The organism is Acidovorax facilis, assembly GCF_023913775.1.
In the GTDB taxonomy this organism is placed as follows: Bacteria; Pseudomonadota; Gammaproteobacteria; order Burkholderiales; family Burkholderiaceae_C; genus Acidovorax; species Acidovorax facilis.
Genome location: NZ_JAMXAX010000007.1, coordinates 33,100 through 59,470, shown reverse-complemented (window position 1 = coordinate 59,470; position 26,371 = coordinate 33,100). Strand labels below are relative to the sequence as shown.

General features: G+C 63.1%; 23 protein-coding genes and 6 tRNA genes. 9 read left to right on the top strand and 20 right to left on the bottom strand.

The window, feature by feature from the left end; all coding sequences use genetic code 11:
• Window positions 1-137 precede the first annotated feature (137 nt).
• The 12 genes from NFX52_RS04305 to folC form a co-directional block, all read right to left on the bottom strand.
• Window positions 138-3,020, bottom strand: coding sequence for a bifunctional diguanylate cyclase/phosphodiesterase (locus tag NFX52_RS04305; RefSeq protein ID WP_055402570.1), 2,883 nt, complete (start codon window positions 3,018-3,020; stop codon window positions 138-140).
• 142 nt (window positions 3,021-3,162) lie between these two features.
• Window positions 3,163-3,239: transfer RNA gene (locus tag NFX52_RS04300), tRNA-Asp, on the bottom strand.
• Window positions 3,240-3,291: 52 nt separating this feature from the next.
• Window positions 3,292-3,367: transfer RNA gene (locus tag NFX52_RS04295), tRNA-Glu, on the bottom strand.
• A gap of 30 nt (window positions 3,368-3,397) precedes the next feature.
• Window positions 3,398-3,473, bottom strand: a tRNA-Ala gene (locus NFX52_RS04290).
• 64 nt (window positions 3,474-3,537) lie between these two features.
• Window positions 3,538-3,614 (bottom strand) — tRNA-Asp (locus NFX52_RS04285).
• Between the two features lie 52 nt (window positions 3,615-3,666).
• Window positions 3,667-3,742: transfer RNA gene (locus NFX52_RS04280), tRNA-Glu, on the bottom strand.
• A gap of 30 nt (window positions 3,743-3,772) precedes the next feature.
• Window positions 3,773-3,848 (bottom strand) — tRNA-Ala (locus NFX52_RS04275).
• A gap of 65 nt (window positions 3,849-3,913) precedes the next feature.
• Entirely contained in the window at window positions 3,914-5,335 is a 1,422-nt protein-coding gene (gltX, locus tag NFX52_RS04270) for a glutamate--tRNA ligase (protein ID WP_055402572.1), read from the bottom strand.
• Between the two features lie 118 nt (window positions 5,336-5,453).
• On the bottom strand, window positions 5,454-6,959 hold the full coding sequence (gene purF / locus NFX52_RS04265; protein ID WP_055402574.1) for an amidophosphoribosyltransferase: 1,506 nt from the start codon (window positions 6,957-6,959) through the stop codon (window positions 5,454-5,456).
• Between the two features lie 78 nt (window positions 6,960-7,037).
• On the bottom strand, window positions 7,038-7,526 hold the full coding sequence (locus NFX52_RS04260; RefSeq protein WP_055402576.1) for a CvpA family protein: 489 nt from the start codon (window positions 7,524-7,526) through the stop codon (window positions 7,038-7,040).
• A 26-nt stretch (window positions 7,527-7,552) separates the two neighbouring features.
• On the bottom strand, window positions 7,553-8,386 hold the full coding sequence (locus tag NFX52_RS04255; protein ID WP_055402578.1) for an SPOR domain-containing protein: 834 nt from the start codon (window positions 8,384-8,386) through the stop codon (window positions 7,553-7,555).
• Window positions 8,387-8,419: 33 nt separating this feature from the next.
• Window positions 8,420-9,745, bottom strand: coding sequence for a bifunctional tetrahydrofolate synthase/dihydrofolate synthase (gene folC, locus NFX52_RS04250; RefSeq protein ID WP_055402580.1), 1,326 nt, complete (start codon window positions 9,743-9,745; stop codon window positions 8,420-8,422).
• Between the two features lie 48 nt (window positions 9,746-9,793).
• Here folC and NFX52_RS04245 point away from each other — a divergent pair, with 48 nt between their 5' ends.
• From NFX52_RS04245 to argG, 4 genes are all read left to right on the top strand, one after another.
• Window positions 9,794-10,180, top strand: a complete 387-nt coding sequence (locus NFX52_RS04245) for an ArsC family reductase (protein ID WP_055402708.1) — start codon at window positions 9,794-9,796, stop codon at window positions 10,178-10,180.
• A gap of 146 nt (window positions 10,181-10,326) precedes the next feature.
• Window positions 10,327-10,983 carry a glycine zipper 2TM domain-containing protein gene (locus tag NFX52_RS04240; RefSeq protein ID WP_055402582.1) on the top strand — a complete coding sequence of 219 codons (657 nt, stop codon included), beginning with the start codon at window positions 10,327-10,329 and terminating at the stop codon, window positions 10,981-10,983.
• A 151-nt stretch (window positions 10,984-11,134) separates the two neighbouring features.
• The gene (ppnP, locus tag NFX52_RS04235; protein ID WP_055402584.1) at window positions 11,135-11,452 is read left to right on the top strand and encodes a pyrimidine/purine nucleoside phosphorylase; all 318 of its coding nucleotides are present in this window, start codon (window positions 11,135-11,137) and stop codon (window positions 11,450-11,452) included.
• Window positions 11,453-11,536: 84 nt separating this feature from the next.
• Window positions 11,537-12,874, top strand: a complete 1,338-nt coding sequence (gene argG / locus NFX52_RS04230) for an argininosuccinate synthase (RefSeq protein ID WP_055402586.1) — start codon at window positions 11,537-11,539, stop codon at window positions 12,872-12,874.
• 129 nt (window positions 12,875-13,003) lie between these two features.
• Here the strand turns inward: argG and murB are convergent, their stop codons facing one another.
• Window positions 13,004-14,077 (bottom strand): UDP-N-acetylmuramate dehydrogenase, encoded by a 1,074-nt coding sequence (gene murB / locus NFX52_RS04225; protein ID WP_055402588.1) that lies wholly within the window; start codon window positions 14,075-14,077, stop codon window positions 13,004-13,006.
• A gap of 74 nt (window positions 14,078-14,151) precedes the next feature.
• Between murB and NFX52_RS04220 the strand changes: the two genes are divergently transcribed.
• From NFX52_RS04220 to NFX52_RS04210, 3 genes are all read left to right on the top strand, one after another.
• Window positions 14,152-14,637 carry a YajQ family cyclic di-GMP-binding protein gene (locus NFX52_RS04220; protein ID WP_055402590.1) on the top strand — a complete coding sequence of 162 codons (486 nt, stop codon included), beginning with the start codon at window positions 14,152-14,154 and terminating at the stop codon, window positions 14,635-14,637.
• A gap of 148 nt (window positions 14,638-14,785) precedes the next feature.
• Window positions 14,786-15,433, top strand: a complete 648-nt coding sequence (locus NFX52_RS04215) for a retropepsin-like aspartic protease family protein (RefSeq protein WP_055402591.1) — start codon at window positions 14,786-14,788, stop codon at window positions 15,431-15,433.
• 23 nt (window positions 15,434-15,456) lie between these two features.
• Window positions 15,457-16,479, top strand: coding sequence for an HD-GYP domain-containing protein (locus NFX52_RS04210; protein ID WP_055402593.1), 1,023 nt, complete (start codon window positions 15,457-15,459; stop codon window positions 16,477-16,479).
• Window positions 16,480-16,550: 71 nt separating this feature from the next.
• Here the strand turns inward: NFX52_RS04210 and plsY are convergent, their stop codons facing one another.
• The 3 genes from plsY to NFX52_RS04195 all read right to left on the bottom strand — a co-directional run bounded on the left by plsY (window position 16,551) and on the right by NFX52_RS04195 (window position 18,786).
• Entirely contained in the window at window positions 16,551-17,216 is a 666-nt protein-coding gene (gene plsY / locus NFX52_RS04205; RefSeq protein WP_055402596.1) for a glycerol-3-phosphate 1-O-acyltransferase PlsY, read from the bottom strand.
• Window positions 17,217-17,264: 48 nt separating this feature from the next.
• The gene (locus tag NFX52_RS04200; protein ID WP_055402597.1) at window positions 17,265-17,756 is read right to left on the bottom strand and encodes an aminoacyl-tRNA deacylase; all 492 of its coding nucleotides are present in this window, start codon (window positions 17,754-17,756) and stop codon (window positions 17,265-17,267) included.
• Window positions 17,757-17,826: 70 nt separating this feature from the next.
• A complete protein-coding gene (locus tag NFX52_RS04195; protein ID WP_055402600.1) occupies window positions 17,827-18,786 on the bottom strand; it encodes a LysR family transcriptional regulator in 960 nt (319 codons plus the stop codon).
• A 178-nt stretch (window positions 18,787-18,964) separates the two neighbouring features.
• On the opposite strand from NFX52_RS04195, the gene NFX52_RS04190 reads away from it, so the two are divergent.
• Both NFX52_RS04190 and NFX52_RS04185 read left to right on the top strand, forming a co-directional pair.
• Entirely contained in the window at window positions 18,965-19,963 is a 999-nt protein-coding gene (locus tag NFX52_RS04190) for a Bug family tripartite tricarboxylate transporter substrate binding protein (RefSeq protein ID WP_055402602.1), read from the top strand.
• A 19-nt stretch (window positions 19,964-19,982) separates the two neighbouring features.
• Window positions 19,983-21,398, top strand: coding sequence for a M20 family metallopeptidase (locus NFX52_RS04185; protein ID WP_055402604.1), 1,416 nt, complete (start codon window positions 19,983-19,985; stop codon window positions 21,396-21,398).
• Between the two features lie 68 nt (window positions 21,399-21,466).
• On the opposite strand, the gene NFX52_RS04180 is transcribed toward NFX52_RS04185, so the two are convergent.
• From NFX52_RS04180 to NFX52_RS04165, 4 genes are all read right to left on the bottom strand, one after another.
• Entirely contained in the window at window positions 21,467-22,528 is a 1,062-nt protein-coding gene (locus NFX52_RS04180) for an aldo/keto reductase (RefSeq protein ID WP_055402606.1), read from the bottom strand.
• A 122-nt stretch (window positions 22,529-22,650) separates the two neighbouring features.
• A complete protein-coding gene (locus tag NFX52_RS04175; RefSeq protein ID WP_207401854.1) occupies window positions 22,651-23,871 on the bottom strand; it encodes a dienelactone hydrolase family protein in 1,221 nt (406 codons plus the stop codon).
• Between the two features lie 42 nt (window positions 23,872-23,913).
• Window positions 23,914-25,461 carry a flavin-containing monooxygenase gene (locus NFX52_RS04170; protein WP_055402610.1) on the bottom strand — a complete coding sequence of 516 codons (1,548 nt, stop codon included), beginning with the start codon at window positions 25,459-25,461 and terminating at the stop codon, window positions 23,914-23,916.
• 10 nt (window positions 25,462-25,471) lie between these two features.
• Complete coding sequence (locus NFX52_RS04165; protein WP_055402612.1) at window positions 25,472-26,272, bottom strand: SDR family oxidoreductase; 801 nt, start codon at window positions 26,270-26,272, stop codon at window positions 25,472-25,474.
• Window positions 26,273-26,371: the final 99 nt, after the last annotated feature.

Here is a 26,371-nt window from a genome sequence, read left to right as displayed (position 1 = left end):
TCATATAAAGTGCTACAGGCCATTTTCTTCAAACTTCTACCTTTCGCACCTCCTGAGGAGGAGGTTGTCATTGCCAGGAAGGTAGACGGCTGTCATCAGCAGCCTGTTCACGGTTTCGCACGGTCGTAAGCAGGCTCTCAAACCAGGGTGACGCGACGCTCTGTCATCCAGGCATCCAGTTGCGCCGCCGGAACCGGCCGACTGAAGTAATACCCCTGGCCGGTATTGCAACCCAAAGACAACAAAGCTTCACACTGCGTGGCCGTCTCGACCCCTTCGGCGATGGACTCCAGGTCGAGGCTCTGCGCCAAGCCGATGATGGCGCGCACGATGTGTTGGGCGCTGCCATCCTCGCCAAGATGGCGCACGAAGGACTGGTCAATCTTGAGCTTGTGAACCCGCAGGCGCTGGATGTAGCTGAACGACGAGTAGCCTGTGCCAAAGTCGTCAATGGACAGCTGCACCCCCAGGTCGAACAGCTGCTGGACAATGGCGATCACCTTTTCGGGGGCGTCCATGGCAATGCTCTCGGTCAGCTCCAGCTCCAACATCTGAGGCGACACCCCGCTGTCAGCCAGTGCCTGCTGCACCATCTCGACCAAACCGGGATGGCGAAACTGAACCATCGACAGATTGACCGCCACCGTGAACCCGGTATGGCCCGCTTCGCACCACGCGCGTGCCTGTGCCAATGCAGTGCGCAATACCCATTCGCCAATGCCCAGAATCTGCCCACTGCTTTCCGCCACGGGGATGAACTCTGCGGGGCTGATCAAGCCGAGTTCCGGATGGGTCCAGCGCAGCAGTGCCTCGACCCCAGTGAGCCTGCGGTCGCGCAAGCGGATCTGGGGCTGGTAGTGCAATGCCAACTGGTTTTGCACCACCGCACTGCGCAACGCATTTTCTATCTGCAACACCCGCAATGAATGGGCTTGCATATCGGCAGAGAAAAACCGGTAGGTGTCACGCCCCGTCTCCTTGGCACGGAACATCGCCGCATCAGCACGCTGTGCCAGGGTTTCAAACTCACGGCCATCCTCTGGATACAAAGCAATGCCGATGGACGACGTCACCACCAGCTCATGGTGGCCCAACCTGCAGACCCGACGCACCTCCGACTGCAGGCTCTCGGCCACATGGGCTGCATGCTGCGCATCCGCCAATGGCAGCACGATGATGAACTCGTCTCCCCCAGGGCGCGACACGGTATCCTCCTCGCGCAGCACCAACTGCAGCCGGTGTGCGATCTCCACCAGCAACTCATCGCCCACCTGGTGGCCCAGGGAGTCATTGACATTCTTGAAATGGTCCAGATCCAAGTACAGCAATGCAAGATGCTGTCCGCTGCGCTGGGTCAGCGCAAGCGCCTGGCTGAACCGCGACGCAAACATCGTACGGTTGGGCAAGCCCGTAAGCGCATCAAAGTTGACCAGCTTGCGGATACGCTCTTCGTCGCGCTTGCGTTCGGTCACATCTTCTTGCACGGCCAGGTAGTGCGTGATACGCCCTTGCTCATCGTGCAGCGGCGAAATGATGGCCGACTCATAGTACTCACGACCGTCCTTGCGGCGGTTGAGAAACTCGCCGCGCCAGACACGCCCCGATGACAGATGCGCCCAAAGGTCGGCATAAACAGACAGCGGGGTTCCCCCCGCGCTGAGCAGACGCGGGTTGCGCCCGACAACTTCGGCAAGGCTGTATCCGGTGGTGACGGAAAAAGCCGGATTCACATATTCAATGTTGCCGTCGGCTCCAGCGATGAAGATCGAATTGGGAGCCTGTTCTACGGCATGGCGCAGTTTGCGCAAAGTATCGAGCGTCTGCACCCGCTGCGTGATGTCACGGGACAACACCACAAAATGCGCCTCTGACGCCTCATCCATCACTTTGCGGGCCACGGAGAGTTCGAACCAGTGCTTGCCATCTGGCAGATCGAGTGTGTACTGGAAATCACGGGCAACCCCGTGCTCGGCAGCCGCGTCAATGGCACGCTGTGCCACCGCAGCAGCCTGCGGTGGAAGAATGTCGTGAATGGTGCGACCCAGAACCTGTTCGGCCGGCAACAGCAGCAACTCGGGCTGGCGCGTATGGATCTCGACATAACGACCACCGCGCGTCACCTCGAACATGAGATCGGGAACCGCGTCCAGCACCGCACGCAAGGCCTTGTCGGACTGCTTCAATGCGCGGTATGGCGCCTCAATAGTGCCCACAAAAATGGCCCGGTACAGATAGTAGTAACCCACCACCTTGTAGACATGGCCCAGCAGGTTGAAAGGATCAGTGGCGGTAACGTAGAAAGTGAAAAAGAACTCGCTCAGGGCCATCACCCAGACCGCAGCGAAAAGGCGAGCCACATCAAACGATGTACGCTCTCTCGCCAGACGCAACAAGAGAGCCAGCGACGCGGCATACAAGGCAATCACGCCATATTCAGCCGCAATCTTGAACGGGGTAAGGCCTGTTGATCCGTAGGTTTCGGGATACCAGTGCGGGTACCAGAAAACCAGCACGTGAACCGCTGCGACAACGCCCAGGACCAGCGCCAGCACGGCAAATCGCCCCGGCCCCGCAGATGCCGAATCCCCAGGCGCATGCCAGTGCAGCCCCAGCGCCCACAGCAGGCTTACAGCCACCAGGTAACGCGCAGGCAGCCAGAAATTGATGCCCTTGGCCACCGAATTGGCCGTGACGTAATCGGGCATGCCGGCATACGACAGCATGTGCGAAAAATCTAGCAGGGCCACACCCAAAAACCCGCAGGCGAGGATGAACACGTTCCGCTGAGGATTGATGCTGTGCGCCTTCCAGCCCACCGCAAAGACCAGTGCCGACACCACAATAGAGAGCGTTTCCAGCCCCTGGTGAAGTACCAGGAAATGCCGCACTCGTTCGGGAGTCGCCATCGAGAAATACGCCCAGGCGGCAACTGCAGCCCCGGTCAGCAGCCACAACACAGGAGCCACACTTCTGAAGCTGGCGGTATGTTGGGAATGGATCTGCCACCGAGAGGGAGTCATGGGCGCCGTGTCTCTTTGATGTGCCCCACCCTCAGTGCGGCCATGCCGTTACACATTCTTGCACACCCCGTCTTCAGCCACAAACCAGGAACGCAGGCGCAAAAAAAACCGCTGCAGCCTTGCGACTGCAGCGGTTGATGACTGGCGGAGTGGACGGGACTCGAACCCGCGACCCCCGGCGTGACAGGCCGGTATTCTAACCAACTGAACTACCACTCCTGGCAGGCAGCTTTTGCTTGCATCTTTTCAACACAAGCCAAGCGCTACAACTTGGCGACCCTACGGGGATTCGAACCCCGGTACTCACCGTGAAAGGGTGATGTCCTAGGCCTCTAGACGATAGGGTCAAAACCTTGGAACTAACCGTTAACAAACTTTGGTGGAGGTAAACGGGATCGAACCGATGACCTCTTGCATGCCATGCAAGCGCTCTCCCAGCTGAGCTATACCCCCAAAATTTCTCTGGCTTACACCAAAGAAAAACCCTTGCATATCAAAGACCTGCAAGGGTTTTGACTGGCGGAGTGGACGGGACTCGAACCCGCGACCCCCGGCGTGACAGGCCGGTATTCTAACCAACTGAACTACCACTCCTGGCAGGCAGCTTTTGCTTGCATCTTTTCAACACAAGCCAAGCGCTACAACTTGGCGACCCTACGGGGATTCGAACCCCGGTACTCACCGTGAAAGGGTGATGTCCTAGGCCTCTAGACGATAGGGTCAAAACCTTGGAACTAACCGTTAACAAACTTTGGTGGAGGTAAACGGGATCGAACCGATGACCTCTTGCATGCCATGCAAGCGCTCTCCCAGCTGAGCTATACCCCCACTTAATGACTCGAAACACACCGTGTTTGTTGTCATCATCTGAGCCTTGAATTATAGACAGATTTTTAGCGGTTTCGCAAACGCGCTACAACTTTTTCACGACCGACCAATTCCAGCACGGCATCCACCGAGGGCGTGTGGGCCGTACCCACGGTCAGAACCCGTGCGGGCATGGCCAGCTGGGGCATCTTCAGGCCCTGGCTAGCCAGCACCTGCTTAAACGCAGCGCTGATGGAAGCCTTGTCCCATGCACAGGCCGACAGCGCATCGGCCAAAGCATCCAGCGCGGGTGCAATGGCTTCGGTAACGTGCTGGCTGCGCTCCGCATCCACGGGCGTTACCTCACCGTAGAAGACATGCGCCCAATCGGCGAGCGCCACTGTGGTGTCGCAGCGATCCTTGAACAAGGCGCAAATCCGCGCAAGCCGTCTATCTGCCAGCGCTTCGGCAGATACACCCCGCTGCTGCAGCTGAGGCGCCACCAGCGCGGCCAGTGCATCGTCGGCCATGGCCTTGAGGTGCTGGGCGTTCACCCAACGCAGCTTGGCTTCGTCGAACTGGGCCGCACTGCGACCCAGGTGGTCGAGGTTGAACCACTGCAGGAATTGCTCGCGGCTGAAGATCTCATCGTCGCCGTGGCTCCAGCCCAAGCGCGCCAGGTAGTTCACCATGGCATCTGGCAGATAGCCCTCATCGCGGTACTGCGTGACGGGCTTGGCACCGTTGCGCTTGCTCATCTTCTCGCCTTGCTCGTTGAGCACGGTGGGCAGGTGGGCATACACGGGCGGCTCCTTGCCCAGAGCGCGGAAGATATTGATCTGGCGCGGCGTGTTGTTCACGTGGTCGTCACCCCGGATCACGTGGGTGATGGCCATGTCGATATCGTCCACCACCACACAGAAGTTGTAGGTGGGTGTTCCGTCCGGGCGCGCAATCACAAGATCGTCGAGCTCGTCATTGCTGATCTCGATGCGGCCTTTGACCTTGTCGTCCCACGCCACCACACCGCCTTGCGGGTTCTTGAAACGCAGCACGGGCAATACCCCCTCGGGCACGGGCGGCAGGGTTTTTCCAGCCTCGGGGCGCCAGGTGCCGTCATAGCGGGGCTTTTCCTTGGCGGCCATCTGCTTCTCTCGCAAGGCATCCAGTTCGGCCACGCTCATGTAGCAGGGATACACATGGCCTGCGGCCTGCAGCTCTGCCAACACAGTCTTGTAGCGGTCCATGCGCTGCATTTGGTAGAACGGGCCTTCGTCGTGGTCCAGCCCGAGCCATGCCATGCCTTCGATGATCACGTCTACCGCCGCCTGGCTGGAACGCTCCAGGTCCGTGTCTTCAATGCGCAGGATGAAATCGCCGCCCGTAGCACGGGCAAACGCCCAGGGATACAGCGCAGAGCGGATGTTGCCCAGGTGGATAAATCCCGTGGGAGACGGGGCAAAACGGGTGCGCACGCGGCCCGCGCCGGAAGCAGTGGTATCAGTCATGTCAATAAGTTCTGGCCCTCGCGGGGCCAGTTTCAAGATTCAATCAATCCAGAGAGCGGGGGCAAAGCTTGCTGCCAGGTCGCCATCCAGGACAAGGCGACCTGCAACGATCCTATGCCTAAACCTCTTGGGCATTCGGCAGCGCCAGGCGGGAGGTGTCTTCCTCTCCCTCCTCCACCCCCACCCGCCCCTCGTTCAGGCTGGCGATGCCCTCGGCGGTAATGTCTCCGGTCACATAAACACCATCAAAGCAGGACGCATCAAACCCTACGATGGCGCTATTGAGGGCGCCCACCGCCTTTTTCATGCCGTCCACATCCTGATAAATCAGTGCGTCGCAGCCAATCGCCTGGCGAATCTCTTCCACGGTGCGGCCATGGGCCACCAGTTCGCTGCTGGTGGGCATGTCAATACCGTACACGTTGGGGTAACGCACCGGCGGTGCAGCGCTGGCAAGGTACACCTTGCGCGCGCCGGCGTCACGTGCCATCTGCACGATCTCGCGGCTGGTGGTGCCACGCACGATGGAATCGTCCACCAACAACACGTTGCGGCCCTTGAACTCGCTGCCGATCACATTGAGCTTCTGGCGCACCGACTTCTTGCGCACACCCTGCCCCGGCATGATGAAGGTCCGGCCCACATAGCGGTTCTTGACGAAGCCTTCGCGGTATGGGATGCCCAGCAGGTGAGCCAATTGCGTGGCACTGGGGCGGCTGGACTCGGGGATCGGGATGATCACGTCGATTTCGTTGGGTGGCACGGTAGACACCACGCGCTTGGCAAGGGCCTCGCCCAGGTTCAGACGCGCCTGGTACACCGAAATGCCGTCGAGCACCGAGTCCGGGCGCGCCAGGTACACGAATTCGAAGATGCAGGGGTTGAGCTGCGGGTTTTCGGCGCATTGGCGGGCATGCACCTGTCCGTCGAGCGTGATGAAGATCGCCTCACCGGGGTCGATGTTGCGCTCGAACACATGCGATGTGCCCTCCAGGGCGACCGATTCGCTGCCCACCATCACAGTTCCATCCTGGCTGCGCCCCATGGCCAGCGGGCGAATGCCGTGCGGGTCGCGGAAGGCCAGCAGGCCGTGGCCTGCTATCAGCGCGATCACGGCATAAGAGCCCTTGATGCGTTTGTGCACCGCACGTACCGCCGTGAAGACGTCTTCAGGCTGTAGCGGCACACCCCGGGTGGCGCGCTCCAGCTCGTGCGCGAACACATTCAGCAGAACTTCAGAATCGCTTTCCGTGTTGGTATGGCGGTGGTCCGTCAGGAACAGCTCGGTGCGAAGTTCGCGCGCATTGGTCAGGTTGCCGTTGTGCACCAGCACGATGCCGAACGGTGCATTGACATAGAACGGCTGCGCCTCTTCTTCGCTGTAGGCGTTGCCTGCGGTGGGGTAGCGGACCTGGCCCAGACCCACATTGCCAGGCAACGCGCGCATGTTGCGCGTGCGGAACACATCGCGCACCATGCCCTTGGCCTTGTGCATGAAAAACTTGCGGCCCTGCTGGGTCACGATGCCCGCTGCGTCCTGACCACGGTGCTGCAAGAGCAGCAAGGCGTCATAGATCAGCTGATTGACGGGCGCTGGACTGACGACGCCGACGATTCCACACATAGTTGTATTCCATCCGTTTGCGGGAACAGCCCCGCGGCAACCCAGCGGCAACGGCTTCTGGCCGCAACCGCATCGCTATCAGGAAGGCAGATGCCTTCCAAATTCTTCCGGCAGCGCCGGTTTCAAGCCCCGAAGCACTTCAGCCAGCACCGGGGCCCCTTGGGACTCCTGCCACCACAAGGCTTCGTGCAGGGGCGTGAGGCCCGCCACCACGGCCACCGCCAGCAGCAAAACCACCCCGCGCAACACCCCGAAGGCCGCCCCCAAAGTACGATCTGCAGGCCGCAGGCCGATGGCATCCACCAGCTTTTTTGCCAGCCATGTCAAAAAACCGCAGGCAAACACCGACGCAACAAACACCACCACAAACCCTGCGGCATAGCGCAATGCTTCGGCCGACTCGCCCATAGGCAACAACGCCGCCATGTCCTCGGCAAACCATTGCGCCACAAAAAAAGACACCACCCAGCCCACCAGAGACAGCACCTCGAACACCAGCCCGCGCCAGGCTCCTACGAGCATCGATGCCAGCAGCACCGCCGCAAAAATCCAGTCCAGCGCAGCCATGGATACAAAAACCCCTTGGCGCTGGCCTACAGAGTCAGCACAGAGGCCGACAGATCCAGCGCCTTGATGCGCGCCGCAGCCTTGTCCGCCTCAGCCCGGTTGGTGAAAGGCCCCACACGAACCCGTGTGCGCTTGCCCTCCTTGGTGTCCACCACCTGGGTGTAGGTTTTCATGCCCGCACGCTCCACTTTGGTACGCGCTTCACGGGCTTTGTCTGCGTCTGCGAAAGCACCCACCTGCACAATGAACCGGGCTTCCTCTGCGGTGGCAGCCGCAGTCGCGGGCTCTGCCGACCGGCCTTCCAGCAGCGCACGCGCGCGGGCAGCCTCGTCCGGGCGCTGCACAGGCTTGGGCTCGCTGGGCACCGGCGGCTTGGGCTCTGGCTTCGGTTCGGGTTTTATTTCCGGTTTGGCTGGCGCTGCAGGGGCAGGTTTGGAAGCCGCGGAACGCGATCCTTGCACCAGTTCCTCGCCATCCGCGAGCCCATTGCCCACCGCACTGTTGTTGCGCTGGGGCGTGGGGCGCGGTGCGGTGGCCACGTCCTGCGAAGACGGGGTCGAAGGCTTGGCAGCCGCTGGCGCCTCAGCAACCGGAGCGGGTACCACCAAGGGGGCCACCTTGTTGCGGTCCGGGATCTCGATGGGAATATCCACCGGAATCGGCCGGGGTTGGGTGTCAAACAGCATGGGGAAACCGATCACCCCAATCAGCACCAGCACTGCGGCGCCGATCAACCGATGGCGAGCACGCCGCCGCATCACCTCGATGCTCTCGGCCTGCGGGGTGCGCGGGCGCTTGGACGGCTTTTCGGCCTGAGCTTGTTCACCCTGACCGGGCCACCGAAACTTGAAAAATGCCATGGAGTAACGACTCGTTCGGACCTCAGAACCTGTCTATTGGCCCAGATGTTTGGCGTGCAGGCGAGGTGTTCCGTTGATCAGAACACCACCCACCGTGTAAAACGAGCCAAAGACCACGATTCTATCAGCGGGGTCTGCTGCGGCCACCGCCGCCTCCAGGGCCTCCATGGGGTCTGCGTGCAGACTGGAGGTCACATCGCGGCGCCCGCCCGCCACCATCTGCACGGCGTTCCACTTCTGCTGCAGGACGGCAGCAGTCTCGGCGCGTGGGGTCGGCAGGTTGGTGAAATACCAGCGGTCCACCAGCGGGCCGACCTTGGCGAGCATGGGCCCCAGGTCCTTGTCGGCCATGGCGCCGAACACCGCATGCGTCGTGGGGAAAAACCCCATGGCATCCAGATTGGCAGTGAGTGCAGCCACTGAATGCGGGTTGTGCGCCACGTCGAGCACCAGCGTAGGCTGGCCTGGCACGATCTGGAACCGCCCCGGCAGCTCCACCAATGCCAGCCCGTTGCGCACCGCCTGGGCCGTGACGGGAATGCGCTCGCGCAGGGCCTCCAGCGCGGCCAGCACGCCCGAGGCATTGATCAGCTGGTTGGCGCCGCGCAGCGACGGATAGGCCAGCCCCGCATAACGGCGGCCCCGCCCTGCCCAGCTCCACTGCTGTTTGTCGCCGGAGAAATTGAAATCCTTGCCGAAACGCCACAAATCGGCACCGATTTCCAGCGCATGGTCGATGACACTCTGGGGAGCCATCGGATCGCCCACGATCACGGGGCGGCCCGTGCGCATGATGCCGGCCTTCTCCCGGCCGATGCTCTCGCGGTCTGGTCCCAGGAATTCAGTGTGGTCGATGTCGATGCTGGTGATGATGGCGCAGTCGGCATCAATGACGTTGGTGGCATCCAGGCGCCCGCCGAGCCCCACTTCGAGGATGGCCAAGTCCAGCCGCGCATGGCTCATGAGGCGCAGGATGGCCAGCGTCGTGAATTCGAAGTAGGTGAGGGAGATTTCATTGCCATTTTGGACCCTGGCGCTTTCCACAGCTTCGAAGTGCGCTATCAAATCAGAAGCATTGACAATTTCACCGTGAACGCGGCAGCGCTCCTCGAAATGCACAAGGTGGGGCGACGTGTACACGCCTGTGCGGTAGCCCGCCTGCTGCGCCACCGCCTCCAGCATGGCGCAGGTGGAGCCCTTCCCGTTGGTGCCCGCCACGGTGATCACGGGGCAGTCAAACCGCAGCACCATGCGGCGTGCCACTTCACGGACACGGTCCAGGCCCATTTCGATGTTGCGGGGATGAAGCTGCTCGCAGTGGCGGAGCCAGCCTTCCAGGGTGTGGATTTTGGTATGCATACAGGGCGGGATTGTCGCCCAGCCACAAGTTCGGGGATGATGCGCGGCATGACAACCTCACTCATCACCGTTTACGGCATACCCAACTGCGACACCGTCAAGAAATCCCGCACCTGGTTGACTGAACACGGCGTGGACTACCAGTTTCACGACTTCAAGAAACAAGGGGTGCCCGCCCACCGCCTGCCCGACTGGATGGCGGCAGCAGGCTGGCAAAAACTGGTCAATCGGCAGGGGACCACATGGCGAAAGCTGGACGCGCAAGCCCAGGCAGCTGTCACCAACGACGATACCGCCAGCGCCCTGATGCAGGCCCAACCTAGCGTCATCAAACGCCCGGTGGTGGAGTGGCAGCACGGTGGCCAGGTGCACATTTCCGTGGGTTTTGCTCCCGACCAATGGCAGATGTGGTTGGGACGGGCTGCAGGCACCTGAACCGGCACGTGAATCAATCGCCAGGACCGGAGAAATTGCACAAATCTTTACGCAGATTTACGGCGGGCAGGCCCTGAATTGACCGTGCGGGCCTAAACTTTTCTGCAGTCTGGTGCGTTATGTACCGACCCGAAAGGAGTTTCTCCATGAAAAAGATCGTCATTTTTTCCGCCATGGCAGCCATCGCCACCATGGCCAACGCCCAGGAACAGGGCCGCGTGCTCTCGGCCACCCCCATCGTCCAGCAGGTCGCGACGCCGCAGCAGGTGTGTGGCAACGAGACCGTCTATAGCGGTAACCGCACCACCGGAGCAGGCGCCGTGATGGGCGCAATTGCGGGTGGCGCAGCCGGCAACGCCATTGGCAAAGGCAGTGGCCGCGCCGCCGCCACAGCCATTGGCCTGATCGGTGGCGCCGTGATTGGCAACCAGATCGAAGGTGGCCAGCCGCAGTACCAGAACGTACAGCGCTGCACGACCGAGACGTATTACGAGAATCGCACAGTGGGCTACGACGTGGTGTATGAATATGCAGGGCGCCAGTACACCACCCGCACCCAGAACGATCCAGGGCGCTGGATCCCGCTGAGCGTGCAGCCTGCAGGCCAGACCTATTCCACCCAGCCTGATCCTTACGCCTCACAAGGTGTGTACAGCCAGCCGGGCGTGGTGACCTCCACCTACCCTGCGCAACCGGTGTACCAGCAGCAACCCACTTATGTGACGCCGCCCGTCACGGTGATCGAGTACGGCTACGACAGCCGTCCTCATTACCCGCACCACCGCAACCCCTACTGGCGCTAAGCCTCGGCATGCCAGCATCACCAAGAGCCCTTCGGGGCTCTTTTTTTTGCGCCCAACGGCTGATGGGGATTTTTCAGAGGCCCGCTTTGGCGGCGCTCCCCGCCCCCTGCCCTAAAATCCCGTGTTTCCCTCTACCTTATCCAGCGCACCCATGACCACCGAAAAAATTGACGGCGTGTCCGTCACCACCCAGGCCAATGTGTACTTTGACGGCAAGTGCGTGAGCCACGGCATCACGTTTGCCGACGGCACCAAGAAGTCGGTGGGCGTGGTGTTGCCCGCAACGCTGACCTTCAACACCGGCGCGCCCGAGATCATGGAATGCGTGGCAGGGTCCTGCGAATACAAGCTCGACGGCACCGACGCCTGGGTCAAGTCTGCGGCGGGCGACAAATTCAGCGTGCCCGGCAACTCCAAGTTCGACATCCGCGTGACCGAGGCCTATCACTACATCTGCCATTTCGGTTGATCTGACGGCCGAAATTTGACTGTTTTTGGCTTCTAGCGCTTATCCAATAAGCCCGAGCAGCTATCATTTTTGAACAAGCATTCCATGGCAACCATCCTCCAGAACCTTCCCCTCGGCCAAAAGGTCGGCATCGCATTTTCCGGCGGCCTGGACACCAGCGCAGCCCTGCACTGGATGAAGCTCAAGGGCGCCGTGCCCTACGCCTACACCGCCAACCTCGGCCAGCCCGACGAGCCCGACTACGAAGCCATTCCGCGCAAGGCCATGGAATACGGCGCAGAGAAGGCTCGCCTGGTGGACTGCCGCACACAGCTGGCGCACGAAGGCATTGCTGCCCTGCAGGCCGGCGCCTTCCATATCAGCACCGGCGGCCTCACCTACTTCAACACCACGCCCCTGGGCCGCGCTGTGACCGGCACCATGCTGGTGGCTGCGATGAAGGAAGACGACGTCAACATCTGGGGCGACGGATCGACCTTCAAGGGCAACGACATCGAGCGCTTCTACCGCTACGGCCTGCTGACCAACCCATCCCTCAAGATCTACAAGCCCTGGCTGGACCAGCTGTTCATCGACGAGCTGGGCGGCCGCGCCGAGATGTCGGCGTTCATGACACAAGCCGGCTTTGGCTACAAGATGAGCGCCGAGAAGGCCTACAGCACCGACAGCAACATGCTGGGCGCGACGCACGAGGCCAAGGACCTGGAGTTCCTTTCCAGCGGCATCCGCATCGTGAACCCCATCATGGGCGTGGCATTTTGGAAGGAAGAAGTCGCCGTCAAGGCCGAGGAAGTGTCGGTCCGCTTTGAAGAAGGCCAGCCCGTCGCCCTGAACGGCGTGGAGTTCAACGACCCGGTGGAGCTGATCCTCGAAGCCAACCGTATCGGCGGCCGCCACGGCCTGGGCATGAGCGACCAGATCGAAAACCGCATCATCGAAGCCAAGAGCCGCGGCATCTACGAAGCCCCGGGCCTGGCGCTGCTGCACATCGCCTACGAGCGCCTGGTGACGGGCATCCACAACGAAGACACCATCGAGCAGTACCGCATGAATGGCCTCAAGCTGGGCCGCCTGCTGTACCAGGGCCGCTGGTTTGACCCCCAGGCCATCATGCTGCGCGAAACCGCCCAGCGCTGGGTGGCCCGCGCCGTGACCGGCACCGTGACGCTGGAACTGCGCCGTGGCAACGACTATTCGCTGCTGAACACCGAATCGCCCAACCTGACCTACGCGCCCGAACGCCTGTCGATGGAGAAGGTGGAAGACGCACCTTTCAGCCCGCTGGACCGCATTGGCCAGCTGACCATGCGCAACCTGGACATCTCGGACACGCGCGACAAGCTGGGTGTGTATTCGCGCGCTGGCCTGCTGTCGCTGGGTGGCAACGCGGCACTGGCGCAGCTGGAAAACGACCGCAAATAAACCTTGGACCCAGAATATGGGTCAAAATGGCTCTAGCGCTTACCCATCAAGCGCTAGCAGCTACATATATATGAGCAAAGCCACCGGAAACGGTGGCTTTTTTCTTTGTGGAGAAGGTTGGCTGCTGGTCTAAACCACCACCGGCTCGGGCTCCAGCCGGATGCCAAAGCGCTCGTACACGCTGGTCTGGATGGCCTTGGCCAGGGTCATCACCTCGCCGCCCGTCACGCTGTCGGCGCCGTGCCCCCTGTTGACCAGCACCAAGGCCTGCTTTTCGTACACCCCCGCCTTGCCGATGGACTTGCCCTTCCAGCCGCAGGCATCAATCAGCCAGCCCGCCGCCAGCTTGATGCTGCCGTCGGGCATGGGGTAATGCACGATCTTGGGCTCGCGCGCGATGATGTCGGCGCACTGGTCGGGCGACACCGTGGGGTTCTTGAAGAAGCTGCCTGCGTTGCCCACCACGGCAGGGTCGGGCAGCTTGGCGCGGCGAATGTCGCAGATCCAGTCAAAAATCTGCTGGGCACTGGGGTGCTCCACGCCCGCCTCGGCGCGGCGGCGCTCCAGATCGAGGTAGCCCAGCACGGGCTTCCAGGGCTTGGGCAGCCGAAACCGCACATGGGTGATGACCGCGCGCCCCGCCAGGCCCATGCCGCGCGGCATCCCGCTGCCGTCGGGTGCTTCAGACGGCGCATGCTTGAAGACGGAGTCGCGGTAGCCAAAGCCGCATTGCGCAGCATCCAGGCTGAACGACTGGCCGGTGGCCAGATCGAGGGCGTCGAGCGATTCAAACCGATCCTGCAGCTCCACGCCATAGGCACCGATGTTCTGCACGGGCGAGGCGCCCACCGTGCCCGGGATGAGCGCCAGATTTTCCAGCCCCGGGAACCCGTGTGCCAGCGTCCAGGCCACAGCATCGTGCCAGACCTCACCCGCACCCGCCTCCACGATCCAGGCCTTGGGGGTTTCCTCCACCAAGCGCAGCCCCTTGATCTCCATCTTGAGCACGATAGATTTCACATCGCCGGTCAGGATGATGTTGCTGCCACCGCCCAGCACAAACTTGGCTGCGGGGGCCAGCTCCATATCGGCCAGAACGGCCTTCAGATCCGACACGGAGCGCACACGCACCAGGGTTTGGGCACGCGCAGCAATGCCAAAGGTGTTCCAGGGCTGCAAAGGGGCGTTTTTCTCGACTACCATTGGCCCGATTGTCGCACCCGTCCTTTCGGGCCCCCGCGATCTGTAGCTGTTTTCCCTGAGATTGAGAGCCATCCATGCCATCTTTTGACACCGTCTGTGAAGCCAACCTGGTTGAAGTGAAAAACGCCGTCGAGAACACCGCCAAGGAAATCGCCACCCGTTTCGACTTCAAGGGCACATCGGCCAGCATCGAGATCAAAGACAAGGACATCACGCTGATCGGCGACGCCGACTTTCAGCTCACCCAGATCGAGGATGTACTGCGCAACAAGCTCACCAAGCGCAACGTGGACGTGCGTTTTCTGGACATGGGCGATGTGCAGAAGATAGGCGGCGACAAGGTCAAGCAGGTCATCAAGGTGCGCAACGGCATCGAGAGCGAGCTCGCCAAGAAGATCCAGAAGCTCATGAAGGAAAGCAAGCTCAAGGTGCAGGCCGCCATCCAGGAGGACAAGGTGCGCGTGACGGGTGCCAAGCGCGACGACCTGCAGGCGGCCATGGCGCTGATCCGCAAGGATGTGACGGACGTTCCCCTGTCGTTCGACAACTTCCGCGACTGAGATGGAGATGGCGCACCCCCTGAGTCGCTTCGCGCCTTCCCCCTCCAAGGGGACGACGCCCTCGCTGCGGGGCGGCCCTGGCTTGGCGTCCCTCGCCTGGGCCGCGCCAGTTTCGAGGTACGGGGGAGGCGCACAGCGCTATCAACGAATGACGATCCACTCCTTTGCACTGGCCGCGATGGTTACTCTGTGCTTGGCTCCGTCCTGGGCCCATGCGCAGGCGGTGGCGCTGGCGGGCATGCTGGGCAGCAAGGCCTTGCTGGTGGTGGATGCCAACCCACCCAAGGCGGTGGGTGCTGGGGATGAGTACCAGGGCGTCAAGGTCATTACCGTCACCAAAGAAGAAGCCACCATCGAAGTCAATGGCACGCGACGCGTGCTGCGGCTGGGCGAGGCCCCGGTGAGCGTTGGCGCCCGTGGCGGAAGCGGCAAGCGCGTCGTATTGATGGCCGACAGCCGTGGGCATTTCATCAACAGCGGCACCATCAACGGGCGTGTGATGCAGTACATGGTGGACACCGGTGCTTCCACCGTGGCCATCGGGCGGCAGGATGCTGAGCGCATGGGGCTCAACTACCAGAACGGCCAGCCCGTGCGCATGAACACGGCCAATGGTGTGGCGCAAGGTTGGCGCATGAAGCTGGACTCAGTGCGCATCGGCGATGTCGAGGTGTTCGGGGTCGAGGCCATCATCACCCCGCAGCCCATGCCTTACGTGCTGCTGGGCAACAGCTTTCTGACCGAGTTCCAGATGACCCGCATCAACGACCAGATGGTGCTGGAAAAGCGCAACTGAGCCTGGCCGCTGCACACACCACCATGTCTGCCCACCACTCCACCGGCACCCCCCACCACGCCGAAGGCGAGTACGAGGACTTGCTGGGCCTGTGGTCAGACCTGGAATCAGCGCTGTCGGTGCTGCTGTCGCGACCTCTGCAGGTACAGGATTTTGCCGCCAAGGTGCGCCAGTTCGATAGCTGGATGCAGGACCTGGTGGCGCACGACATCGACGCAGCGCTGTACCTGATGTTCCAGCTGGCGTCCACATCCACCGTGGGCTATAGCGCCTCCCATGCGCTGGTGTGCGGCACCTTGTGCCACATCATGGCGCACGAACTGCAGCTGGCACCACGCGAGCGCGACAGCCTGGTGCGCGCGGCCCTCACCATGAACATCGGCATGACGGCCCTGCAGGATGAGCTGGCCGAACAGCGTGAACGCCCGACACCGGTCCAACAAGAGGCCATCAAGAGCCACCCGGAAGAAAGCATGATGCTGCTGGAGCGCCTGTTCATCAACGATGCGCTCTGGCTGGACGTGGTGGGACAACACCATGCCACCGTGGCCGACCGTGTGCCGCTGGCCAACCAGGACCCCGTGGACCGGCTCACACGCGTCCTGGGCACCATCGACCGCTATGCAGCCATGATCAGCCCACGCAAGTCCCGTGCAGGCCGCAGTGCCACCGACTCGGTACGCGCCATCGTCGGGCAGGAGATCGACCAGCGCGATGAGGTGAGCTACACCCTGGTGCGCTCGATCGGCCTGTGCCCGCCAGGGACTTTTGTGAAGCTCGACAACGGCGAGACCGCCATCGTGCTGCGCCGCAGCGAAAAAGCCAATCATCCGCTGGTTGCCAGCCTTCTGGACCGCACCGGTACCCACCACGCGCAGCCCAGCCTGTACCAGACGGCCACCGGAAAACCCCGCATCCAATCCGCCCTGGCCCGATCGGCCGTAAGCCTGGAGCTCAACCACCGCACCATGGTGCGCCTGGGCCTTTATGCCGCCCAGCACAGCGCCGGGCTCCGGGGGCTGATTTCAGGGCCAGGTTCGCTGTAGAACCTGTCCGTACAAGAAGCTGAGCAGACGGCACGTGCACCGCAGTCAGCGCGGCGTGCCTTCCCCTGCGTTTACTTTGCCGACTTGCCTGCACCCTCGGCGTTAGGCTTGGCCTTTTTGCTGCCCAGTCGCGACTCCTTGCCTTCGATCAGGCGCTGGATGTTCTCCTTGTGGCGCCAGGCCAGCAGCATGGCCATCACGATGATGGAGCCCGCAATCGTGCCCTCGGCATACCACACCACCCCATCCACCAGCAGGTAATACACCGGCGCAAAGGCGGCAGCCACCAGCGAGGCCAGGGACGAGTAGCGGAAGAAAAACGCGATGATGAGCCAGGTCGCAGCCGTGGCCAGCCCCAGCCAGACGCTGATGCCCAACAGCACGCCCAGCGCAGTGGCAACGCCCTTGCCCCCTTCAAATCGGAAGAACACAGGCCACAGGTGGCCCAGAAACGCCGCCAGCCCCACCATGGCGACCGTGCCGTCGTCCAGCCCGTAGGGCTGACCAAACCACATCACCAACGCCACAGGCAGCCAGCCCTTCATGGCGTCCAACAGCAGTGTGACGATGGCTGCGGCCTTGGAGCCCGAGCGCAGCACGTTGGTGGCACCGGGGTTCTTGCTGCCATAGGTGCGCGGGTCGCTCAGCCCCATCACACGCGTCACGATGACGGCGAACGACAGCGAGCCCAGCAAGTAGGCGGCCACAGCGGCAAGGATGGGATACACGGCGGTCAAGGCAACTCCTCAAAAATCGGGGGACGGCGGACGGTCTGCCGTGGCGGCCTATTCTGCCAGCGCGCAGTGCACCGGTTTAGCACCCAGCAACTGCACGCACACCTGCGGATCGATCTGCACTAAAAAGCCCCGGCGCCCGCCATTAATGGCAATGCGCGGCAGCGCGAGGATGGTTTCTTCGATGTACACCGGCATGGCGCGCCGCGTGCCAAAGGGCGACGTGCCGCCCACCAGATAGCCGCTGTGGCGGTTGGCGACCTCCGGCGCGCACGGCTCGACCGACTTGGCGCCGATCTGGCGCGCGAGGTTTTTGGTGGAGACCTTGCGATTGCCATGCATCAGCACCAGCAAGGGCTTGGCATCCTGGTCCTGCATGACCAGGGTTTTGACCACCGTGAAGGGGTCGAGGCCTAGCACCTCGGCGCTGTGCATGGCGCCACCGTGCTCCAGGTATTCGTAGGGGTGCTCAGTGAATGCCACCTTGTTCGCCTTGAGCAACTGGGTGGCTTGGGTCTCGGAGACGTGTTCTTTCTTGGCCATGGTGCAATCTGGGTAGGGAACGAATGGTATCCAGTTGCGAGCCCCCACTGCGAACGGCAGGCAGCCCGAATCAAGGCACCTCGATCACCCTCGCTGATGTCGTCTTGCGCCGCCCCACCTTGCGCTTGCCGTACTGCTCAATGGCAGCCACCAGCGCCTGCGTGAACTGCTGCACCAGCGCCGACGGCACTCGCCCCTCCACAGCCAGCACCTGCAGACGCCGCTGCTGCAGTTGCACCTCATCAAACGGCCGGGCGGCCAGCAGGCCCGCCTCCACCCAGCGCGACGCCGTGAGGTAGCTGGCCAGCACCACGTCCTGCCCGCCCAGCAGCGGCAGCAGCGCCGACGAAAAATTGCTCTCCACCGCAGGCATGTAACGCAGGCCCTGGACTGCACAGCTCAGGTCAAACAGCTGCCGCCCGGTGGTGTCGCCCGCACCCAGCAGCAGCGGATAACGCACCACATCGGCCACACTCACGCTGCGCTGACGGGCCAGCGGGTGCTGCGCGGGCATGATGGCGTAGATCGGAGCAATGGCGGAATGCAGCACCTGCAAACCTTTCTCGGGCGCCACGCTGTACTTCAGCGCCAGATCGACGTCTCCGCGCTGCACCAGGGCCGACACTTCCTGCGGCACGTGCACCAGCAACTGCAGCTGCACCTGTGGGTGCGTCTGCCGGAACGCCGACATCACCAGCGGCATGAAGCTCGCGGCAAAGCCTTCGGTGCAGGCCACCCGTACACGCAAAGCCTGCTGGGCCGACAGCCCTTGCAGTTGCTCGACCAATTCTGTGGCCTGCGCATCGTGTGCCGTGGCATGGGCCAGCAGCCGGGTGCCCGCTTCAGTCAGCGCCATGCCACGTGCCTGGCGTTCGAACAGCGTCACGCCCAGGCTGTCTTCCAGCTTGCCCAACTGGCGGCTCACTGCCGATGCAGCCACGTACAGGCGCTGCGCCGCCTGATTGACAGAGCCGGTGCGCGCCACCTCCAGAAAGTAACGCAAGGGCAGGCTGAGCAGTGAAATGGGCATCGTGTACCTACTAACCAAAAGGCAACGCTCAGTTGCCAAATCTCTATCCAGAGCAATGGTAAACCGGCTCCCATCTTGCATGGTTTAAGGCTCCAATTCACCCATGGCTGTGGATATCAGCGCGATCGCCTTTGCGGCAGTGCTACCAACACCCCACGCATCAACCTCTGGAGCCTGCATGAAAAGCCTTGTCCGAGTCTCTTTGCTGTCCGCCGTCCTGGCCACCTTCGCCAGCGCCAGCACCCTGTCCCTTGCCCAGACGGCTGCGCCCTCGGAGGCGTGGCCCCAGCGCACTGTGCGCCTGGTCGCGCCCTTCCCACCCGGTGGCGGCACCGACGCCGTAGCCCGCGCGCTGGGCCAAAAGCTGTCCACGCGCCTGGGCAAACCCGTGGTCATCGACAACAAGCCCGGCGCCTCCACCATCATTGGCACCGACAGCGTGGTCAAGGCCGAGCCCGACGGCTATACCCTGCTGGTGTCGGGCTCCACCAGCTACACCGTTAACGCTGCGCTGCGGCCCAAGCTGCCGTACGACCCGCTCAAGGACTTGGCGCCTGTGGCCATCGTTGCCCGCGCACCGCTGGTGATCGTGGTCAGCGCCAGTTCGCCCCACAAGGACTTCGCCGCCCTGCTGGCCGCCGCAAAGGCCGCGCCCAAAACTATCAACTACGCCACTTTCGGCTCCGGTTCGGCCCCCCACCTGGTCGGCGCACTGTTGGAGCAGGCCGCTGGCGTGCGCCTGCAGGACGTGCCCTACCGGGGCAGCGCACAGGCCATGATGGGGTTGATCGGCGGTGAGATCCAGATGGCCATCGACACCGTAGCCAGTGCCGCACCGCATGTGCGCTCAGGCAAGCTGCGCGCACTGGCCATTGCAGGCAACGAGCGCGCCCGCGCCCTGCCCTCGGTTCCTACTGTGCGGGAACTGAAGCTGCCAGACGCAGCCTTTGACGGCTGGTACGCCGTGGCAGCCCCGGCGCGCACGCCCGCGCCCATCGTGGACAAACTGGTGAAAGAAGTCGAGGCCGCCATGCGCGACGTCCAGCTGCAGGACCAGATCCGTGCCCAGGGCATGGAGCCCGTTTTTGTGGGCCCCAAGGCCATGCACGCCGCCATGGAAGACGAGATCGGGCGCTACCGCGCGCTGGCCCACCGCGCACAGATCGTGGTGGAGTGACCCCAGCAAGGAGAAAACGATGAACCGAGAGCAACTGATCAACAACGTCCACCACTACTTCGATGACGGCCGCTTTGCCGATGACCTGCGCCGACGCGTGACCTGGCGCACCGAAAGCGACACCGGGCAAGTCCCCCCCACGCTGCGCAACTACCTGACCGACGAAATCGTGCCTTGTCTGGAGCCGCTGGGCTTTGACTGCCAGGTGCTCGAAAACCCCGATCCCAAGGGTGGCCCGCTGTTGCTGGCCCACCGGGTAGAAGACCCCGCTTTGCCCACCGTGATGACCTATGGCCACGGCGACGTGGTCAACGGCCAGGACAGCCAATGGCGCGAAGGTTTTTCGCCCTGGGAGCTGACCATTGAAGGTGACCGCTGGTATGGCCGTGGCACCGCCGACAACAAGGGCCAACACACCGTCAGCCTTGCCGCGCTGGCGCACACGCTGGAGGCACGCCAAGGCCGTCTGGGCTACAACGTGACACTGCTCATGGAGATGGGCGAAGAAGCCGGTTCACCCGGCCTGGCCGCATTCTGCGAACAGCACAGGGATGCGCTGAAAGCCGACCTCTTCGTGGCCAGCGACGGCCCCCGGGTGAACGCGGCGCGCCCCACGCTCTTTCTGGGTTCGCGCGGTGCCATCAACTTTTCGCTCGCGGTGCGCAGCCGCGACAAGGCCTACCACTCGGGCAACTGGGGCGGCGTGCTGGCCAACCCGGCTACGGTGCTCACGCACGCGCTGGCCACGTTGGTGGACGCCCAGGGCCGCATTCTGGTCGAGGGCTTGCTACCGCCTGCCGTGCCCGACAAGCTGCGCTCCGCACTGAAAGACGTGGTGATCGGCGCAGGTGTCGATGACCCTGCGCTCACGCCCGGATGGGGCGAACCCGGCCTCACGCCCGCCGAACAACTGGTGGGCTGGAATACGCTGGAAGTGCTGGCTCTGGGTGCGGGCAACGCCCAACGCCCGATCAATGCCATCCCTTCCCAAGCGGTGGCCCATTGCCAGCTGCGCTTTGTAGTGGGCACCGACTGGAAGAACGTGCAAGCCACGCTGCGCGAGCATTTGGACGCGCATGGTTTCAGCCAGGTGGAGATCACCATGGGCATGGTGTGCGGCGCCACCCGGCTCGACCTGCACAACCCCTGGGTGGACTGGACGCTGGCGTCGCTACAAGCCAGCGCGGGGCAGCCTGCCACCTTGCTGCCCAACCTGGCGGGCTCTCTGCCCAACGACATCTTTGCGGACCAGCTGGGCCTGCCCACCCTTTGGGTGCCCCACTCGTACCCGGCGTGCGCGCAACATGCGCCCAACGAGCACCTGCTGGCACCTGTGGCCCGCGAAGGGCTGGCCGTGATGGCAGGGCTGTTTTGGGATCTGGGTGAGGCGCAGGGCACACCGTGGAAGGAAGGACGTATCACCGCCGTTGCATAGACACCAGCCGTTCTGACCGACGTAAAAAAGGGGCTGTTCAGCCCCTTTTTGCTATCTGTGCACAGTGATCACAATGCCGGGTCGCGCAGCTCCCAGCGGATGGCGTCGATCTCCTTCAACACCTCTGGCGACAGCGTGGTTCCCCACGCATTCAGGTCTTCATCCAACTGCGCCACCGACGTCACGCCGATGATGGTGCTGGCCACCTGCCACTTGGTGTAGCAGAACGCCAGCGCCATTTGCGTAGGCGTCATGCCATTGGCACGGGCCAGGGCGTTGTAGCGGCGCGATGCCGTGAGCGCCTCGGGGCGGCCCCAGCGCTGCTTGCGCACGGATTCATACGTGGCAATGCGTGCGCCCTGGGGTGCCGATGGGCCGGTGATGCCGCTCTCGTCGTACTTGCCCGTCAGCAAGCCAAAACCCAGCGGTGAGTAGGCGAGCAGCGACACGTTCAGGCGGTGGCAGGTTTCGTCCAGGCCGTTTTCCCAGGTGCGGTTGATCAGGCAATACGGGTTTTGCACCGTAGCCACACGAGGCAGGCCGTGCTGCTCGGCCAGGCGCACGAATTCGTGCACACCATAGGGCGTCTCGTTCGACAGGCCGATGTACCGCACCTTGCCCGCCTTCACCAGCCCCGACAAAGCTTCGAGCTGCTCGCGAATGGGGGTGGTGGAGGTTTCTTTGGAAGGGTCGTAGTACAGGTTGCCAAAAGCGGGCACATGGCGCTCGGGCCAGTGGATCTGGTAGAGGTCGATCACATCGGTCTGCAGGCGGCGCAGGCTGCCCTCGCACGAAGCAACGATATCGGCCGCAGCCATGCCCTTGCCCTCGCGCACCCAGGGCATGCCGCGCGAAGGACCTGCTACTTTGGTGGCCACCACCAGTTTCTGGCGCGCACCGGGGTTCTTGGCGAACCAGTTGCCGATGATGGTTTCGGTAGCGCCAAAGGTCTCAGCCTTGGCTGGCACCGAATACATCTCGGCCGTGTCGAGGAAGTTCACCCCCCTTGCCAGCGAGCGGCTGAGGATGTCGTGGGAATCAGATTCGTTGACCTGTTCACCAAAGGTCATGGTGCCCAGGCAGATGGGGGTGACGTGCAGGTCGCTCTGACCGAGTTGGATATTGTTCATGCGGACTCCGTTGGCAAGCCGCGCAGTTTACGGGTTGCCAGCAAAGTCTGCAGGCCTGGGCTTGCACACCCGCCTCACAGGGTTTGCTGCACGCGATATGCGGCAAACCCTGCGGAGTTTTTCTACCGTTCCATCAGCCCGTTCGACGGCAGCGTTTCATCCAGCAGTTTGCGCGCTGTCTCCACCCCTGCCACGGGCAGGCCGTTGGGATCCAGCAACCCCACCTGCACAAGCACACTGGCCTGGTCCCAGTAGATATGCTCGTGGTAGAGCTTGTCGCCGCGAAACTTGACCACCGCCAGCAGCGGTATTTCTACGCGCCGCCCCGTGGGCGCGACGCCGGGCAGCATCCAGGGGATCTCGGTGGTATGGGTGAAGCAAAACAGCATTTCATCCACCACCTGCGTGGCGCCCACCGTGCGCGAGATGGGGGTCAGGCTGGTATCAGGTGGGTTGCTGTTGACAAAGTGACGGGTGTAGAAGTCGTGCAGATGCCGGTAGCCCACACCGCCCGTCATGGTGGGGATGTGGTTCACATAGGGCTCCGCCACCATGGTGGACATGGTGGCGTCCACATTGCGCGTGGCGAACTCATATTCGCAGTGTTTGTCCCACAGAGCTGAGAGGTCGTAGTGTGGCCCCATTGCGCGTCGCAAGGCAGCCACGCTGCGCTGGTGTGCCATCAGGGCCGACGGCTTGTGGAAGTGGTCGCCACCCACGCGTGCAAACGCATGGTCGGTGCCGGGGTAGATGTACAGCTCCACGTTCTCGCGGCCCGAAAGGGTCTGCACGATGGCCTCGCGCGCGGGCGGCGGGCAAAAACCGTCAAGCTCAGCGATGTGCAGCACCAGGCGGCACTGGATATCAGCGGCTTCAGCCAGCGCAGCTTCTATGCCGACGCCGTAGTAGCCCACCGCCACGTCGGCATCGGTACGGCAGGCCGCCAGGTAGGCCAGCTTGCCGCCCAGGCAGAAGCCCAGCACACCCACCTTGCCGCCCTGCGTGCGGACCTCGGGGCGCGCACGCAGCGCCGAGATGGCTGTCTGCAGGTCCTGCACGCCCTTGGCTTCGTCAAAGCCCTGGTAGAGCGCAAATGCGCGCGGCATATCCTTCGCTGCATCGAGTTCTACAGACGGCTCCTGGCGCCAGAAAAGATCGGGTACCAGCACCACATAACCTTCCTCTGCGTAGTAGTCGGCGACGTCACGCATGGTGCCGTTCACTCCAAAAATTTCCTGTGCAAGCACCAGCCCTGGTCCGCCGCCACTGGCGGGTGTGGCGAGGTAAGCGCGAAAGCTGCCGCTGCCGTCTGCGGCTTCGAGGGTGATCCATTGTCCTGGCATGTTCGGGATCCTTGTAGAGGGTATTAGTGGTTTCAAGAAGGTTCAGGAAGCCGCAGCCCCCGAGGTGGCTTGGGGCGCTGCCACAGCCACGGTGGCATTCGCATGCCGCGCCAGCAGTTGCCGGGTGACCACCGCATAGTCCGACGGATCCACCGGCCCCAGCCACTGCTTGACGCGGGTGAGCACACCAAGCGGCAGCCCCATGTCCTGCAGCAGTTCGTCAATGTTGTGCACCGAGAACGGGATGATGTTGGTGCCTTTGGAATGCTTGCCGTCGGTGCGCTCCTCCATCCAGGCCAGGCGCCGGTCGATCTGCGCGTTCATCTGGTCCGGCGGTGGCAGTTGCAGCCCGCCGCGCAGGTGGTTGGCCAGCCACAGCGCACCGATCTCGCAGTTCAGCTGGCTGAAGAATGAGGAGTTGTAGCCGTTGAACGCCAGGCGCGGCATGCCCACCGGCAAGATGGAGCGGTACAGCCGGAAGTTGCCGCGCGCGTCCGTCACGCGCTGCAGCACGCTGCCGTCAAAGAATGGCACCTGCTGGTGCCAGCCCGTGCCGCAGACCACAATATCGGCAAGCACCGTTGCGCCATCGCTCAGTACGGCCTGGCCGGGCTGCAACGTGCGGATGCTCACGCCCTTGCGCACCCCGAGCGTGCCGGCAGCCACCTTCTCGTAGAAGCCATCGGTCACCAGGCTCACGGTGCTGCGGGCAATGGTTTCGAGCGGCGTGCCGGGGTGCAGGCCAATCTCGCGTAATTTGAGTTGGCGCGTGACCACCGATTCCACGCTGCCCAGCATGGAGTTGCGCACCGGCAAGCCCGTCCCGTGCAGGAATTTTTCGAAGCCCTTAGGCTCGATGTACTTGAACAACGCCTCGCCCATGCGCGTGAGCAGCAGGAACTTGAAGTTCAGAACGTTCATGAACTTCTTCGGGATCTTCCAGATCAGCTGGCGCGCGAGCACCGTGGTGCTGGCGCTGTCGGCCGCGATGGCATTGGCCACGTCGCACGACGACTTGCCGTAGCCCACCACCAGCACATGCTTGCCGCGCGCCTCGTTCGCGTCGTTGAACTGACTGGTATGGCACACGCGCCCGCCTGCAGCCACGAAGGAATCCGCGCCCGGGTACTGCGGCACGGCCGGCTCGCTGAAGATGCCATTGCACACCACCAGGTAGTCGAAGCGGTGCACCTCGGCCGGCAAGGCACCGCCCTGGCCGGACACTGCTCGGCGCGCCTTCACGGTCCACACACCGGCCTCTTCATCGAGTACCGCGCTCTCCACCGTAGTGGACATGCGCAGGTACGGCACCAGTCCGAAGTGCTCGGCATATGACTGCAGGTAGGCCTGCACCTGCTGGCCCGAAGGCCACTCGGGGTAGCTGGCCGGCATCGGAAAATCCGACAGCGCATAGGTGGTGCGCGGGTTCTGCGTAGTCAGGCCCGGGTAACGGCGCGAGGCCGCCCAGACGCCGCCGACGTCGGGCTCCTTCTCGAACACCGTCACCTCAAAGCCAAAGGCGCGCAGCACCTTGGCGGTGGAAAGGCCGGCGAAACCGGCACCGATGATGCCTACAGATCGGATGGTCATGGCTGCTCCTTCACGACATGAGTTTGGGGATGGCCGGCTCGTACGACTCTGGCCCCATGGCCGAGTAGCCGCCGTCGCAGGCATAGTCGGCGCCGGTCACGAAGCTGGCCAGGTCCGAGCACAGGAAGAGCACCACGTTGGCCACCTCGGCCGGGTCGCCCACGCGGCGCAGCAGGTGGAAGGGCGCGGCCACGCGGTCGGTCTTGGCGCGGTCGCCGCCGGTGAGCTGGTCCATGATGGCCGACCAGGTCCAGCCCGGCGAAACGCTGTTCACGCGCACGCCCTCGCCCGCGAGGTCCATGGCCATGCTGCGCGTGAGCTGCACCATGGCCGCCTTGCCCACCGGGTACAGCCAACGCCCGGTCTGCGCCACGCCCGAAGAGATGCTGGTGAAGTTGACCACCGCCCCGCCGCCCGAGCGCTGGAAGTGCGGGCGCACGGCCTTGAGCACCATCACCGCGCTGACCAGGTTGACATTGAGCGAGGCCAGCCAGTCCTCGCGCGGCGAGGCGATACCATCGTCCAGATAGGAACATGCCAGGTTCACCAGGTAGTTCACCCCGCCGTGGCGCTCTGCGGCCAGCGCCACGCAGGCAGCCACCTGGGCGTCGTCGGTGATGTCGGTGCGGCTGAACAGCACCCCATCGCCCAACTCGTCCGCCAGGGCCTGTCCGGCCTCGGCATTGATGTCGGCCACCACCACCCGCACCCCAGCCTGGTGCAGTGCACGCACCACCCCGGCACCGATGAGGGTGGCGCCCCCGGTCACGATCGCGCTCTTGCCGCGCATGCCTTCAAATCCCTGGACCATGCTGACTCCTGTGGCTATTGCAATGACTGTTGCGGTGCAGCAGCGGTAACACGCCGTCACATCCGCCCCCATGCACCCGGTGCTAACGCTCTTGCGCAG

What these genes read in the sequence shown, in the direction of transcription:
- NFX52_RS04175 (WP_207401854.1), bottom strand. Translation starts at nt 23,871, where the DNA reads ATGCCAGGACAATGGATCACCCTCGAAGCCGCAGACGGCAGCGGCAGC.
- murB (WP_055402588.1), bottom strand. Translation starts at nt 14,077, where the DNA reads ATGGTAGTCGAGAAAAACGCCCCTTTGCAGCCCTGGAACACCTTTGGC.
- NFX52_RS04185 (WP_055402604.1), top strand. Translation starts at nt 19,983, where the DNA reads ATGAACCGAGAGCAACTGATCAACAACGTCCACCACTACTTCGATGAC.
- NFX52_RS04170 (WP_055402610.1), bottom strand. Translation starts at nt 25,461, where the DNA reads ATGACCATCCGATCTGTAGGCATCATCGGTGCCGGTTTCGCCGGCCTT.
- NFX52_RS04245 (WP_055402708.1), top strand. Translation starts at nt 9,794, where the DNA reads ATGACAACCTCACTCATCACCGTTTACGGCATACCCAACTGCGACACC.
- NFX52_RS04305 (WP_055402570.1), bottom strand. Translation starts at nt 3,020, where the DNA reads ATGACTCCCTCTCGGTGGCAGATCCATTCCCAACATACCGCCAGCTTC.
- purF (WP_055402574.1), bottom strand. Translation starts at nt 6,959, where the DNA reads ATGTGTGGAATCGTCGGCGTCGTCAGTCCAGCGCCCGTCAATCAGCTG.
- NFX52_RS04220 (WP_055402590.1), top strand. Translation starts at nt 14,152, where the DNA reads ATGCCATCTTTTGACACCGTCTGTGAAGCCAACCTGGTTGAAGTGAAA.
- NFX52_RS04260 (WP_055402576.1), bottom strand. Translation starts at nt 7,526, where the DNA reads ATGGCTGCGCTGGACTGGATTTTTGCGGCGGTGCTGCTGGCATCGATG.
- NFX52_RS04215 (WP_055402591.1), top strand. Translation starts at nt 14,786, where the DNA reads ATGACGATCCACTCCTTTGCACTGGCCGCGATGGTTACTCTGTGCTTG.
- argG (WP_055402586.1), top strand. Translation starts at nt 11,537, where the DNA reads ATGGCAACCATCCTCCAGAACCTTCCCCTCGGCCAAAAGGTCGGCATC.
- NFX52_RS04180 (WP_055402606.1), bottom strand. Translation starts at nt 22,528, where the DNA reads ATGAACAATATCCAACTCGGTCAGAGCGACCTGCACGTCACCCCCATC.
- NFX52_RS04200 (WP_055402597.1), bottom strand. Translation starts at nt 17,756, where the DNA reads ATGGCCAAGAAAGAACACGTCTCCGAGACCCAAGCCACCCAGTTGCTC.
- NFX52_RS04255 (WP_055402578.1), bottom strand. Translation starts at nt 8,386, where the DNA reads ATGGCATTTTTCAAGTTTCGGTGGCCCGGTCAGGGTGAACAAGCTCAG.
- gltX (WP_055402572.1), bottom strand. Translation starts at nt 5,335, where the DNA reads ATGACTGATACCACTGCTTCCGGCGCGGGCCGCGTGCGCACCCGTTTT.
- NFX52_RS04190 (WP_055402602.1), top strand. Translation starts at nt 18,965, where the DNA reads ATGAAAAGCCTTGTCCGAGTCTCTTTGCTGTCCGCCGTCCTGGCCACC.
- NFX52_RS04210 (WP_055402593.1), top strand. Translation starts at nt 15,457, where the DNA reads ATGTCTGCCCACCACTCCACCGGCACCCCCCACCACGCCGAAGGCGAG.
- folC (WP_055402580.1), bottom strand. Translation starts at nt 9,745, where the DNA reads ATGCATACCAAAATCCACACCCTGGAAGGCTGGCTCCGCCACTGCGAG.
- NFX52_RS04195 (WP_055402600.1), bottom strand. Translation starts at nt 18,786, where the DNA reads ATGCCCATTTCACTGCTCAGCCTGCCCTTGCGTTACTTTCTGGAGGTG.
- ppnP (WP_055402584.1), top strand. Translation starts at nt 11,135, where the DNA reads ATGACCACCGAAAAAATTGACGGCGTGTCCGTCACCACCCAGGCCAAT.
- NFX52_RS04240 (WP_055402582.1), top strand. Translation starts at nt 10,327, where the DNA reads ATGAAAAAGATCGTCATTTTTTCCGCCATGGCAGCCATCGCCACCATG.
- NFX52_RS04165 (WP_055402612.1), bottom strand. Translation starts at nt 26,272, where the DNA reads ATGGTCCAGGGATTTGAAGGCATGCGCGGCAAGAGCGCGATCGTGACC.